Source organism: Saccharopolyspora erythraea (genome assembly GCF_018141105.1).
Taxonomy (GTDB): domain Bacteria; phylum Actinomycetota; class Actinomycetes; order Mycobacteriales; family Pseudonocardiaceae; genus Saccharopolyspora_D; species Saccharopolyspora_D erythraea_A.
On the sequence record NZ_CP054839.1, the window covers coordinates 2,281,250 to 2,294,032 of the forward strand.

12 protein-coding genes are annotated in these 12,783 nt (G+C 72.7%); 4 read left to right on the forward strand and 8 right to left on the reverse strand.

Annotation, left to right across the window (positions count from 1 at the left end):
- Positions 1 to 6 precede the first annotated feature (6 nt).
- Positions 7 to 951 (forward strand): LLM class F420-dependent oxidoreductase, encoded by a 945-nt coding sequence (locus HUO13_RS10535; protein ID WP_211901222.1) that lies wholly within the window; start codon positions 7 to 9, stop codon positions 949 to 951.
- Here the strand turns inward: HUO13_RS10535 and HUO13_RS10540 are convergent.
- The 6 genes from HUO13_RS10540 to lpdA form a co-directional block, all read right to left on the reverse strand.
- A complete protein-coding gene (locus HUO13_RS10540) occupies positions 948 to 1,427 on the reverse strand; it encodes an ArsR/SmtB family transcription factor (RefSeq protein WP_211901223.1) in 480 nt (159 codons plus the stop codon). The genes HUO13_RS10535 and HUO13_RS10540 overlap by 4 nt on opposite strands.
- A 14-nt stretch (positions 1,428 to 1,441) precedes the next feature.
- Positions 1,442 to 2,575 carry a serine hydrolase gene (locus HUO13_RS10545; RefSeq protein WP_211901224.1) on the reverse strand — a complete coding sequence of 378 codons (1,134 nt, stop codon included), beginning with the start codon at positions 2,573 to 2,575 and terminating at the stop codon, positions 1,442 to 1,444.
- A 67-nt stretch (positions 2,576 to 2,642) separates the two neighbouring features.
- Complete coding sequence (lipB, locus tag HUO13_RS10550; protein WP_211901225.1) at positions 2,643 to 3,389, reverse strand: lipoyl(octanoyl) transferase LipB; 747 nt, start codon at positions 3,387 to 3,389, stop codon at positions 2,643 to 2,645.
- Between the two features lie 9 nt (positions 3,390 to 3,398).
- The gene (locus HUO13_RS10555; RefSeq protein ID WP_211901226.1) at positions 3,399 to 4,301 is read right to left on the reverse strand and encodes a TIGR01777 family oxidoreductase; all 903 of its coding nucleotides are present in this window, start codon (positions 4,299 to 4,301) and stop codon (positions 3,399 to 3,401) included.
- A 114-nt stretch (positions 4,302 to 4,415) separates the two neighbouring features.
- Positions 4,416 to 6,233 (reverse strand): 2-oxoglutarate dehydrogenase, E2 component, dihydrolipoamide succinyltransferase, encoded by a 1,818-nt coding sequence (gene sucB, locus HUO13_RS10560; RefSeq protein ID WP_211901227.1) that lies wholly within the window; start codon positions 6,231 to 6,233, stop codon positions 4,416 to 4,418.
- A 70-nt stretch (positions 6,234 to 6,303) separates the two neighbouring features.
- Complete coding sequence (gene lpdA / locus HUO13_RS10565) at positions 6,304 to 7,674, reverse strand: dihydrolipoyl dehydrogenase (RefSeq protein WP_211897984.1); 1,371 nt, start codon at positions 7,672 to 7,674, stop codon at positions 6,304 to 6,306.
- A gap of 275 nt (positions 7,675 to 7,949) precedes the next feature.
- Between lpdA and HUO13_RS10570 the strand changes: the two genes are divergently transcribed.
- Complete coding sequence (locus HUO13_RS10570) at positions 7,950 to 8,294, forward strand: oxidoreductase (RefSeq protein ID WP_211901228.1); 345 nt, start codon at positions 7,950 to 7,952, stop codon at positions 8,292 to 8,294.
- A 220-nt stretch (positions 8,295 to 8,514) separates the two neighbouring features.
- Here the strand turns inward: HUO13_RS10570 and HUO13_RS10575 are convergent, their stop codons facing one another.
- A complete protein-coding gene (locus tag HUO13_RS10575; RefSeq protein WP_211901229.1) occupies positions 8,515 to 9,000 on the reverse strand; it encodes an OsmC family protein in 486 nt (161 codons plus the stop codon).
- An 84-nt stretch (positions 9,001 to 9,084) separates the two neighbouring features.
- Positions 9,085 to 10,575: a leucyl aminopeptidase gene (locus HUO13_RS10580; RefSeq protein WP_211901230.1), complete on the reverse strand. Its 1,491-nt coding sequence runs from the start codon at positions 10,573 to 10,575 to the stop codon at positions 9,085 to 9,087.
- Positions 10,576 to 10,856: 281 nt separating this feature from the next.
- On the opposite strand from HUO13_RS10580, the gene HUO13_RS10585 reads away from it, so the two are divergent.
- Both HUO13_RS10585 and HUO13_RS10590 read left to right on the forward strand, forming a co-directional pair.
- Positions 10,857 to 12,104, forward strand: a complete 1,248-nt coding sequence (locus HUO13_RS10585; protein ID WP_211901231.1) for an amino acid permease — start codon at positions 10,857 to 10,859, stop codon at positions 12,102 to 12,104.
- Positions 12,105 to 12,110: 6 nt separating this feature from the next.
- The gene (locus HUO13_RS10590; protein ID WP_211901232.1) at positions 12,111 to 12,773 is read left to right on the forward strand and encodes a DUF402 domain-containing protein; all 663 of its coding nucleotides are present in this window, start codon (positions 12,111 to 12,113) and stop codon (positions 12,771 to 12,773) included.
- Positions 12,774 to 12,783: the final 10 nt, after the last annotated feature.

A 12,783-nucleotide genomic window follows, 5' to 3' on the forward strand; every position in this document is an offset into this window, starting at 1 on the left:
GGCGACGTGACCGAGGAATTCAAGCTCAGAGTCTTCACCGAGCCCCAGCAGGGGGCGACCTACGACGATCTGCTGCGGGTGGCGCGGACCGCCGAAGAGGCCGGGTACGACGCGTTCTTCCGCTCCGACCACTACCTCAAGATGGGGTCGGTGACCGGCGAGCCCGGCCCCACCGACGCGTGGGTGACGCTGGCGGGGCTGGCCCGCGAGACCTCCCGGCTGCGGCTGGGAACGCTGATGACCGCAGGCACCTTCCGGCTGCCCGGACCGCTGGCCATCTCGGTCGCCCAGGTCGACCAGATGTCGGGCGGACGCGTCGAGCTGGGCCTGGGCAGCGGTTGGTACGGCGACGAGCACACCGCCTACGGCATCCCGTTCCCCTCGCTGAAGGAGCGCTTCGACCGCTACGCCGAGCAGCTGGAGATCATCACCGGGCTGTGGGAGACCCCGCCGGGGGAGACCTTCGGCTTCGAGGGCGGCCACTACACCCTCGCCGACTCGCCCGCGCTGCCCAAGCCGGTGCAGAGCCCGCGTCCGCCGGTGCTGATCGGCGGCACGGGCAAGAAGCGGACCCCTGAGCTGGCCGCGCGGTTCGCCGACGAGTTCAACCTGCCCTTCGCCGACCTCGACACCGCCGCCGCGCAGTACGAGCGCGTGTCGGCGGCCTGCTCCGCGATCGGCCGGGACCCGGCCGAGATCGTGCGGTCCGCGGCGCTGGTGCTGTGCGTGGGCAAGGACGAGGCGGAGATCGCCCGGCGCGCCGAGGCCATCGGCCGCGAGGTGCCCGAACTGCGCACCAACGGGCTCGCGGGCACGCCGGAGGAGGTCGTCGACAAGATCGGGACGTGGCGCGAGCGCACCGGCATCACCCGCCTCTACCTCCAGGTCCTCGACCTGTCCGACCTGGACCACCTGGAGCTGGTCGCCTCGGCCGTCGCCCCGCAGCTCTAGCGCCGTAGCTGGCCCGCCACGTCGGAGGCCGCGGTGAGCAGGACGAGAGCGGGGATGGTCGCCTGCGCGCGCAGGCGGTAGGAACCGCGCTTGTCCTGCTCGACCAGTCCGCACGAGGTCAGGCTCTTGAGGTGGTGGTAGAGCTGCCCGGTGGAGCCCAGCCCGGCGGCGGCCTGCAGCGCCGCCGCGTTCTGCGGTCCCTCGCCGGCCAGCAGCCGCACCACCGCCGCCCGCGCCGGGTGGCCGAGCGCGGCGAGGACGTCGGTGCGGGGGCCGTCGTCGAGCTCCATCACCCGGGCCGGGTCGACGTGGATCGACCACTCCAGCTCGACCGGCCCGGCGAGCTGGCCCCGGTACTCCACCGAGCTCCCGCTGGGCTCCACCGCGTTCGCCCGCTCGACCCCTTCCAGCGCCGCGACACGGCGTTCGAGGTCGAGGACGCGGGCGTGCAGGTCGTCGTCCGATGGCGTGCTCACGCCTCGAGCTTGCCTCAGCCGCGCAGGGTCCGTGCGAGGCGGTCCCGCCAAGCCGGATCGGTCAGCGCCAGCAGCAGCACCACGCCCGGGTCGCCCTTGGCGATCTGCTCCACGCTGATGTCGCCCTGCGCGAGCAGTGCCCCGGCTCCGACGGTGCCGTCGGCGCGCCGCACCGACAGGCCGCAGGTCAGGCCGCCGGGGAGGCTGCCGCCCTTCATGCCGATGCCGGCCAGTCCCGGGGGCAGGTGGTCCTTCAGCGGCAGTTCGAGGATCCGCTGCGCGATGTCCGCGGCGCGCCGGTTCGGGAACGTGCCGGTCGCGATCGAGCGGTGGATGCCGGACAGCGACGACGCCGCGCCGCCGGCGGTCGCCGCCGCCCAGGCTTTCTGGACGTCCTCCGGGGGCAGCGGGTTGTGGAGGAGCCGGTCCTTCACCATCTGTCGGAACGCCGCATCGGAGCTGAAGCGGCGTTCGAGCCGGTAGCCGATGCGCCGCCGCGCCGGCACCGGCGCGCCCTGCGGCGGAGCGTGCTCGGGCAGCACGAGGAACAGGTACTCCGCGCAAAGCGAGCGCAGGTCCGGGTCGGGCCAGCCGCCGTCGCGGGCCGCCCGGCGCAGCGCGCCCTCCCCGAGGCGGACGCGCAGGAAGTCCGGTGCCGCGCTGTCGCTGAACTTGATCATGCAGATCATCATCTGCTCGAGCGTGACCAGCCGGTTCGGGTCGGCCGCGTAGAGCCCGGTGGGGTCGGTGGGGATGCCCAGCTCGCCCAGCGACGCGATGTGGCCGCCGCCGTCGGTCGGCACGTAGAACCGTTCCCAGTCGCCGACCCGGATCTGCTCGTTCGGGTCGAGCCGCCCCTCCGCGACCGCCGTGGCGTAGGCGGCCAGGTGGATGACCTTGACCGACGAGGCCAGCAGTTGCGCCTGCCGCGGCCGGTGCGCCAGCTGGGCGCCGAGTCCGTCGTCGAGGACGATCGCGAACGCGTCGCGGTGGGTGGAGATCCAGCTCAGCCAGCCGTCGGGGGTGGAGAGATCCGGTGGTGCGGCCGACTGGCCGAGGGCGTGCGGTGCGAGCGCGAGTGCGGGGACGGCAGCCGTCGCGGCGGTGAGCACGCTGCGGCGGGACAGGGTGCGCCGGGGTGCGGGCATGTTCCACTCCTCTGGTAGTCCGTAATTCCGGAATACTAGAGGAGCGGAGTTCGGTTGTGCCAGCGGGTCAGCGCAGCGAGGGGTCCAGCGCCAGGGTCGCGCCCGCCACCGCGGGCTGATCGCGCTCGATGTTGCGCTCCGAGACCGGCAGCACGCCGTCGACGGCGTCGAGCACGGCCCGCGTGAGCAGCGGCAGCACCTCGGCGACGGTGACCTCCCTGCCGAGCTCGAGCGACAGCGACGTGGTCCCGGCGTCCCGGATGCCGCACGGGATGATCCGGTCCCAGTGCGTCATGTCGGGATTGCAGTTCAGCTCCAGGCCGTGCATCGTGATGCCCTTCTGCACCCGGATGCCGATCGCGGCGATCTTGCGCTCCGGGCGGCCGTCGCCCGCGGGCAGCCACACACCGCTGCGCCCCTCGACCCGGCCGGTGTGGACGCCGAACTGCTCGCAGACCCGGATCAGCGCCTCTTCCAGGCGCCGGACGTAGTCCACGACGTCGATCGGGTCGCACAGCTGCAGGATCGGGTAGCCGACGATCTGGCCCGGCCCGTGCCAGGTGATCTTGCCGCCGCGGTCGACGTCGATGACCGGAGTCCCGTCCTGCGGCCGGTCCTCCGGCGCGGTGCGCTTGCCCGCCGTGTACACCGACGGGTGCTCCAGCATCAGCACGGTGTCCGGGTTCGCGCCCTCGGCGCGGCCGTTGGCCAGCTCGCGCTGGAGGTCCCACGCGGACAGGTAGTCGATGGTTCCCAACTCGCGCACCTCGACGGGGTCTGACGAGGCGCGACACGAAATCTCGGCACGAGTCACCGGGCCAGGCTACGCCCGGCTACCAGCCGAGGGCACAGCCGCCGCCAGGGCGGCCCGGACCGTGGGGTGCTGGAACCTGAAGCCGTGCCCCTCCAGCACCGCGGGCACCGCCCGTTGCCCGCCGAGCACGTCTTCGGCCAGCTCACCGACGGCCGCCCGCAGCACGAACCCCGGCACCACCCACGGCGCCGGACGCCCGACCGCCTCGCCCAGCGCCCGCGCGAACTCGGCGTTGCGCACCGGGGTGGGCCCGGTCAGGTTCACCGGACCGGAGATCTCCGGGTGTTCGAGGACGAAGCGCAGCGCCGCGACCTCGTCGTCCAGCGAGATCCACGGCAGGTACTGCTCACCGTCGCCGAAGCGTCCCCCGAGCAGGAACGAGAACAGCGGCCGGAGCCTGCCGAGCAGCCCGCCCGCGGGGGAGAGCACCGGACCGGTGCGGGCCAGCACGACCCGCGCGCCCGCGTCGGAGGCGGGTGCGGTCGCGGCCTCCCACTGGCGGACCAGGTCGGCGAGGAATCCGTCACCGGGCGGCGCGGACTCGGTCACCGGGCGCTGCCCGGTGTCGCCGTAGAAACCCACCGCCGAGGCGTTGACCATCGTCGCGACCCCGTGCTGGGCGACCGCCTCGGCCAGCACGGAGGTCGGGCGGAGCCGGGAGTCCAGCAGCACGCGCTTGCGCTCCGGGGTCCACCGGCGGTCCCCGATGCCCGCGCCGCAGAGGTTGACCACCGCGTCGGCGCCCTCCAGGGCGTCCTCGTCGAGCCGGCCCGCCGGCGGGTCCCACCCGCGTTCGTCGGGTGCCTCCGGCCTGCGGCGCACCAGCCGCACCACCTCGTGCCTAGCCTGCCGGAGAGCGGGGACCAGGCTGGTGCCGATCAACCCGGACGAGCCGGCGATAACCACGCGCATGCGCTGATCGTCTCGCACCGCCTTCCGCGGCGCGACGCTGGAGCCCACCTGCCACCGCAAAGGAAGCGGGGCCGCCCACCGGATCGGTGGGCGGCCCCGCTGCCGTCGGCCGTGTCAGAGGCCCAGGTCGGCCTCGAAGGCGCCGTCCTCGAGCCGCTGCTTGAGGGTGGCCAGGAACCGGGCCGCGTCCGCGCCGTCGACCAGGCGGTGGTCGTAGGACAGCGCTAGGTACACCATCGAGCGGATCGCGATCGTGTCGCCGCCGTTCTCGTCGGTGACCACGACCGGCCGCTTCACCACGGTGCCGGTGCCCAGCATGCCCACCTGCGGCGGGTTCAGGATCGGCGTGTCGAACAGCGCACCCCGGCTGCCGGTGTTGGTCAGCGTGAACGTGCCGCCGCTGAGCTCGTCCGGCTTGATCTTGTTGTTGCGGGTGCGCGCCGCCAGGTCGGCGATCTTGCGGGCCAGCCCGCCGAGGTTGAGGTCACCCGCGTCGTGGATCACCGGCGAGACCAGGCCGCGCTCGGTGTCGACCGCGATCGCCAGGTGCTCGGCGGCGTGGTAGGTGACCTCCTTGTTCTCCTCGTCCACCGAAGCGTTGAGCTTCGGGTGCAGCTTCAGCGCCTCGGCCGCGGCCTTGGCGAAGAAGGGCAGGAAGGAGAGCTTGACGCCTTCGGCCGCCTCGAAGTTCTGCTTGGCGCGCTCCCGCAGGCGGGCGATCTTGCTGACGTCGACCTCGACCACGGTGGTGAGCTGCGCGGCGGTCTGCAGCGACTCGACCATCCGGCGGGCCAGCAGCTGGCGCAGCCGCGTCATCTTCTGCGTGGTGCCGCGCAGCGCCTTCGCCTCTTCCGAGGGCTCCACGGCCTGGCCCGCGGCGCTGGGCCGGGACGGAGCCGACGGGGCCGCCGCGGGCGCCTCCTGCTCGGCCTTGGAGGCGTCGACGGCCGCCTGCACGTCCTGCTTGCGGATCCGGCCGCCGACACCGCTGCCCTTGATCTTGGACAGGTCGATGCCGTGCTCGTTGGCCAGCTTGCGCACCAGCGGCGTCACGTACGGCGTGGCGCCCGAGGGGGCCTCGGCCGGAGCCGACGTCTGGGCGGGCTGTGCCGGTGCGGCCTGCTGGGGCTGCTCCTGCACGGGCTGCGGCGCGGCCGGGGCCGGTGCCTGCTGCTGGGCGGGCGCCTCCTGCTCGGCCGGGGCCGACGGCTGCGGCGCGGCCTGCTGCGGGGCGGTCTGCTCCTCCGGCGGCGCGGACGGGGCGGAGGCCGCCGGAGCGGCGCCCTGCTCACCGACCACGGCCAGCTTGGCGCCGACCTCGACGGTGTCGTCCTCACCGGCGGAGATCTCCAGCAGGGTCCCGGCCACCGGGGACGGGATCTCGGTGTCGACCTTGTCGGTGGAGACCTCCAGGAGGGGTTCGTCGACCTCGACGGTGTCGCCGACCTGCTTGAGCCACCTGGTGATCGTTCCCTCGGTGACGCTCTCGCCCAGCGCGGGCATCGGCACCTCGGTGCCCTGGGCCGAACCGGACTGCGCCGGGGCCTCCTGCTGGGCCGGGGCGGACTGCTGCTGCTCGGGCTCCGGCTGCGCGGCCTCGGCCTGCTGCGGCTCGGCCTGCTGCGGCTCGGGCTGCTGCGGCTCGGCCTGCTGGGGCTGCTCCGCGGGGGCGGGCTCGCCACCGCCGGACTCGCCCGACTCACCGATCACGGCGAGCTCGCCGCCGATCTCGATGGTGTCGTCCTCCTGGGCGACGATGCGCTGCAGCACGCCGGCGGCCGGGGACGGGATCTCGGTGTCGACCTTGTCGGTGGAGACCTCCAGCAGGGGTTCGTCGACCTCGACGGTGTCGCCCTCCTGCTTGAGCCACCTGGTGATCGTTCCCTCGGTGACGCTCTCGCCGAGTGCCGGCATCTGGACGGAGAAGGCCATCTGTTCGCTGTCTCCTCGTAGTGTGGCGGGGTGCTTGGCTGACTCGTCTGGTCGGCCGGGATTTCAGACGTCAGCCGTGCACGTGCAGCGGCTTGCCGGCCAGGGCGAGGTGGGCCTCGCCGAGCGCTTCGGTCTGAGTCGGGTGGGCGTGCACCAGCGGTGCGACGTCCTCGGGCAGGGCCTCCCAGTTGTAGATGAGCTGGGCCTCGCCGATGAGCTCACCGACGCGGTCGCCGACCATGTGCAGTCCCACCACCGGGCCGTCGGTGACCCGGACCAGCTTCACCGCACCGGAGGTCTTGAGGATCTGGCTCTTGCCGTTGCCTGCCAGGTCGTAGTTGAAGGTCTCGACCGATCCGTACTGCTCCTTGGCCGCGGCCTCGGTCAGGCCGACCGAGGCGACCTCGGGGTGGCTGTAGGTGACCCGGGGGATGCCCGACTCGTCGATCGCCTGCGGGTCGAGCCCCGCGATCTCCTCGGCCACGAAGATGCCCTGCTGGAAGCCGCGGTGCGCCAGCTGCAGGCCGGGCACGATGTCGCCGACCGCGTAGACGCCGTCGACGCTGGTGCGCAGGCGCTCGTCGGTGCGCACGAAGCCGCGCTCCATGGTCACCCCGGCCTCCTCGAAGCCCAGCGCGGCGGTGTTGGGGCCGCGGCCGACGGCCACCAGCAGCAGGTCGGCGTCGTACTGGTCGCCGTTCTCCAGGCTGACCGAGACCCCCTCGGCGCTCTGCTGGGCGCCGGTGAACTTGACGCCGGTCTTGAACTTGATGCCGCGCTTGCGGAACTCGCGCTCCAGGCGCTTGGAGATGAACTCGTCCTCGTTGGGCACCAGGTGCGGCAGGGCCTCGACGATGGTGACCTCGGCGCCGAAGGAGCGCCAGACGCTGGCGAACTCCACGCCGATCACGCCGCCGCCGAGGACCACGACCTTGTCCGGGACGAAGTCCAGGTTCAGTGCCTGCTCGCTGGCGATGACCCGGCCGCCCAGCTCCAGCCCCGGCAGCGACTTGGAGTACGAGCCGGTGGCGAGCACGACGTTGCGGCCGGTGTAGCGGGTGCCGTCGACCTCGACGGTCTTGGCGTCGACCAGGGTGCCCGCACCCTCGACGACGGTGATCTTGTGCGCCTTGAACAGGCCCTGGACGCCCTTGTAGAGCTTGCTGACGACACCGTCCTTGTAGGAGTTGACGCCCGCGATGTCGATGCCCTCCAGCGAGGTCTTCACACCGAACTGGTCACCGTCGCGGGCGGAGTCGGCGACCTCCGCCGCGTGCAGCAGCGCCTTGGTGGGGATGCACCCGCGGTGCAGGCAGGTCCCACCGAGCTTGTCCTTTTCGATAAGGACGACGGACAGGCCGAGCTCGGCCGCGCGGAAAGCGCAGGCGTAGCCGCCCGAACCGCCGCCGAGAATGACCAGATCGGCGGACGTGTCGGTCACTTCGCACTCCTCGACAGGCATCGTTGACTCGCGTAGGCGCCCGGCACGCACAGGTCAGGCGCTCCGGGGCCATCTTGTCACCACACGGTGTATCGACGCGACGTGGGCTCGCCCTATTCCGGGCCCTTCGACCGAGATCACACGCACGGAATCGACACCGGCCGCACACGGCCGGTGGCATCATCGATGGGGAGAACATCTCGTCGCGGTCCTCCCCGCCGGGGGAACCGGTGGTGCGGCCGGCCGGGGCGGGACCCGAGTGGAAGGTGGGTCGCGTGGGCCTGTTCGACCGGCTTCGCCGCAGACGGCGCCCGGCGCGCTCGGCAAGCTCCCAGGACGCCGAGCACCTGCGGGAGTGGGCGGCGCGGCGGCGCGGGGTGGAGGCATACATCGAGCCGCGCACCGCGGTGACCGAGACGACGCTGGTGCTCATCGCCCACGACGGGGAGTGGACCCGCCGCCGGGTCGGCAGCCCGGACGCCGCGCACCGCTTCGCCCGCAAGATGTCGATGCCGTGCTACGAGGTGTCCAAGGTGGGCTACCCGCAGCGCATGCGCGACTACCAGGCCAGGCAGCGGATCGTGCGCGACCGCGAGCGGCGCAGGGCGCTGGAGGACTGAGGACGCCGGGGTCTCAGCGCTTGTCTTTGAACTCACCTTGCGTGGCGGTTCCGGTGGCGGAACCTCAGGCGTCCTCTGGCTCCGGGATCTTTTTCTCACGTATCAGCCATACGCAGCGAAAAGGCTGTCCTCGCCAGAGAACGCCTGAGAACCCGCGGCCGTGCTGGCTGCGAAGGCGGGCCAAGCGGCTGACGCCGCTTCAATGATCAAAGACAGACATTCAGTTCGCGACGCGGGTGCTCGGCTCGTGGTGCACCGGGAAGGTCACGGACTTGGCGATGTAGCAGAGCTCGTGCGCGCGCTCGTGCAGCGCCTCGGCGACGTCGACGCTGGCCCGGTCGGCGACGGTGACCTCCGGGGCCAGCACGACCTGCTCGAACTGGCCGGAACCGTCGGCGTTCTCCGCCAGCGTCCCGCGTGCCCGGTCGTGGTAGCCGATCACCACGACGCCGCAGTCGGCCGCCAGATGCAGGTACCAGAGCATGTGGCACTGCGCCAGCGACGCGACCAGCAGCTCCTCGGGGTTGTAGCGGTCGGCGTCGCCGCGGAAGACCGGGTCGGCCGAGGCGTCGATGACGCCCTTGCCGTCCGCGCGCACCTCGTGGGTGCGCCGGTAGCTGCGGTAGGAGGCGGTGCCCTGCCCGGTGTTGCCGGTCCACACCACGTCGACCTGGTAGCCGTGCTTGCCCGGCTCGGTGTCAGTCACCCCGCCATCCTGGCATCCGGGGGCGGTGCCGTGTTGATCCGTTTGAGGCATGGATCACGCCACGGCACCGTCCCATTCACCGGATCAGTCGTGGCCGGCGATGTCGGCCAGCACCGCGGCGAGGGTGCGGACCGGGACGCCCGTGCCGCCCTTGGCGGTGTAGCCCCACGGGGAGCCGGAGTTGTACGCCGGGCCCGCGATGTCGATGTGGGCCCACGGCACGCCCTCGGCGACGAACTCCCGCAGGAACAGCCCGGCCGCGAGCATGCCGCCCCAGCGGTGGCCGGTGATGTTGGCCAGGTCCGCCAGCCGCGAGTCGAGGTCGCCGCGCAGCTCCTCGGGCATCGGCATCGCCCAGCCGCCCTCGCCGACGGCCTGCGAGAGCTCGGCGACCCGGTCGCGGAACTCGTCGGTGCCCATCACGCCGGGGGTCCGCTTGCCCAGCGCGACGACCTGCGCGCCGGTCAGCGTGGAGGTCTCGACCAGGTAGTCCGGCTCGTCCTCGCAGGCGCGCACGATGGCGTCGGCCAGGATGAGCCTGCCCTCCGCGTCGGTGTTGAGGACCTCGACGGTCTTGCCGCCGTACATGGTCAGCACGTCGCCCGGGCGGTAGGCGGTGCCCGACGGCATGTTCTCGGCCATCGGCACGGTGGCGGTGATGTCGATCGGGTAGTTGAGCCTGGCCGCCAGCACCATGGTCGCGATCACCGCGGCCGCGCCGGACATGTCCGAGGTCATCTCGTCCATGTTGGCGCCCGGCTTGAGCGAGATGCCGCCGGTGTCGAAGGTGATGCCCTTGCCGATCAGCGCGACCTTCTTGGCGCCCTTCGGGCCCTTGTGGCGCAACCGCACCAGCCGTGGCGGCCGGGACGAGCCGCTGCCGACGCCGAGGATGCCGCCGTAGCCCTGCTTGCGCAGCGCGTTGTCGTCGAGGACCTCGACCTCCAGGCCCGCGGCGCGGCCGAGCTCGCCGGCGCGGTCGGCGAAGGAAGCCGGGTACAGGTCGTTCGGCGGGGTGTTGATCAGGTCGCGGGCGGTGGTGACGGCCTCGGCGATGGCGGTGGCGCCCTTGAGGGTCGCCTTGGTCGCGTCGTCCTTGGCGTCGGAGACCACGAGGTCCACCTTGGACACCGGCTCGTCACCCGGCTGCGACTTGTAGCGGCTGAAGGCGTAGGCGCCCAGCACCGTGCCCTGCACGGCCGCCGACAGGTCCACGGCGGACAGCGTGGTGGCGGCGTGCGAGACACCGGTCAGCGCGCGGGCTGCGGCGCCGGAGCCGCGCCGGACGGACTCGGCCGAGGGCCCGGCGTCGGCCGGCTTGCCGAGGCCGGCCGCGACCAGGACCTCCGCGCGCAGCTTGCCGCCGGCGGGGAGCTTGACCACCTCGTCGGCCTTGCCGGTCGCACCCAGGGAAGCCAGCACCTTCGCGAGGTCGCCGTCGAAGGCGGCCGCGACCTGCTCGGAGCCGGGCGCGAGCTCGACGCCGTCCGGTCCGGCCACGGTGCCGATGATCAGCGCTTCGACCGTCAGCTTGGCCACCGCGCCGTCGGTGAGGGCGAGTTTGGGTGTCGTCACGTGCGTATCCTCCGGGCCTACGGGGTTGAGGCGGGCCGCCGGAGCGCGGTCCTGTTCGCACTCTAGAACGGCTCGGGTGGATCAAGCCGTCCAGGCGTTGCGCTTGGCGCAGACTCGACAGCGCGGACCCGGCAGTGCGCACCGGCGGCGGCGCCGCGGGCCTCTGGTGGCCCCGCGCGTCCGCCAGGATGGCATCCTGTCGGTTCTATCCTGGTTGGGCCGTCCGGCGCATCAGCCGACAGGCGGCTGCCCAGGGCGGCATCCTCTGTAAGGGTGGTCTCGTGGCCCAAGAGCTGGAGTTGCCCCGACGTCTCGAGGCCGGGACCAGCGCGATCCCGCAGGCGCTGGGCGCCATGCTCGGCGTCGGCCTGTTCGTCGGCCTGGCCCCCGCGTTCGCCGCGGCGGGCCCCTGGTCGCTGTTCGGGTTGCCGGTCGCGGCCCTGGCGGCCATCTGCTGCGCGGTCTCCACCGCCCACCAGTCGGCGGCCTACCGGGGGCCGGGCGCGGCCTACACCTGCACCCGCTCGCGAGTCGGTCTGGTGCCCGCGCGGATCGGGGCGGCAACCCACATCGCCGGTCAGGCCGCCGCGATGGCGGCGATCGCCGGGGTGATCGGTGACCTGCTCGTGCCTTCCGCCTCCGGCGGGGCGGCCGCGGTGGCAGTCCTGCTCGCGGTGCTCGCCGCGACCGCGGGCCTGCGGATCAGGGGGGGCGCGGCCTGGCTCTGGCTGCTGCTGATCTTCGCGGTGGTGGCGGTCGTCGTCGCCGTCTGCTTCGGCATCGACGCCGTGCCCGCGCCGCCGTCCGCGCCTCCCGGGTCCGACAGCGCGGTCGGCATCACCGGCGCGGCGGGCGTGCTCTTCTTCGCGTTCCTCGGCTTCGAGCGGCTGACCGCGCCCGCCGAGGAACGCGACCGCTTCGACTGGCGGGTGGTCCGGCGCGGCGTGACCGTCTCGCTCGCCGTCACCACCGCGCTGCTCGGGCTGCTGTCGGCCGGGCTGCTCTACCAGCTCGGCCCGGCCCGGCTCGCGTTGTCGCCCGTTCCGGTGATCGACGTTCTGGGCGCGGCGGCCGCGTCGGACCTGCGGCCGCTGGTCGCGGTCGGCGTCGCGGTGGCGCTGCTGCCGGTCCTGCTCGCCGCGCTGGAGATCGCCCGCTCGACCGGGCTGGCGCTCGTCCGGGACGGCGACCTGCCCGCCGCGCTCGGCCGGCGCGCGCGGTCCGGAACGCCGTATCCGCTGGACCTGCTGGTGGGCGCGGCCGCGGCGGTGGTGGCGCAGCTCGTCGACCCGATCCCGGCGATGGCGTTCGCGACCTGCTGCGTCCTCGTCCACTACGCCTTCGCGAACGCCGGGGCGAGACTGCTCCTCTCGGAGGAACGCGCTTGGCCCATGCGGGCGGCATGCCTTGGTATGGGTCTCGCAGTCGTGCTCGCCATGAGTATGCCGGTGCCCGCTTTGCTTGCGACCCTTGCAGTCGTCATTGTGGGGCCCGTTGCGACGGGTGCCTTCTCCCGACGATGGAGCTGAGGCGGCATGCTCGACATGAGCGGTGTGAGGCAGCGGAGCCTGCCCACGTGGAACTACGGCCAGGAAGTCCTCTACCGATTCTTAAGGCTCGACGGCTCGATGGGCACCGTGCACCCGGCGCGGGTGCTCGCCGACGACGGCGAGACCCTGCTGTGCTGGGTGCTGCCCGGCACGTCCATCCGGGTCACCACCTCGCCGGACGGTCGCAGCCCCCGCAACCTGCCGATGGCCGAGCGCTTCGGCGGCGTCCGCGTCCCGGCCCGCTCGATCTGGCGGGGCACGCCCACGCTGCGGATGGTCTTCGAGAACGAGTGGTCGTCGGTGTGGTGGTTCTTCGAGCCCGACGGCACGTTCCGCAACTGGTACGTGAACCTGGAGATGCCGCTGGGCCGCGACGCCACCGGCGTCAGCAGGGTCGACGGGGTGCTCGACGTCGAGGTGTTCCCGGACGGCCACTGGCAGTGGAAGGACGAGCACGAGGTCGACGCCGCGATGGCGGCCGGGCGCTTCGACCGCTCGTTCATCACCAGGATCAGGGCCGAGGGCGAGCGCATGATCGCGCTGGCCAAGGCCGGGGACTTCCCGTTCGACGGCACCTACTGCGACGCGCGGCCGGACCCGGGCTGGACCCTGCCCTCGATCCCGGAGTCACTGCTGGTCGACCCGTGACCCCGACCCG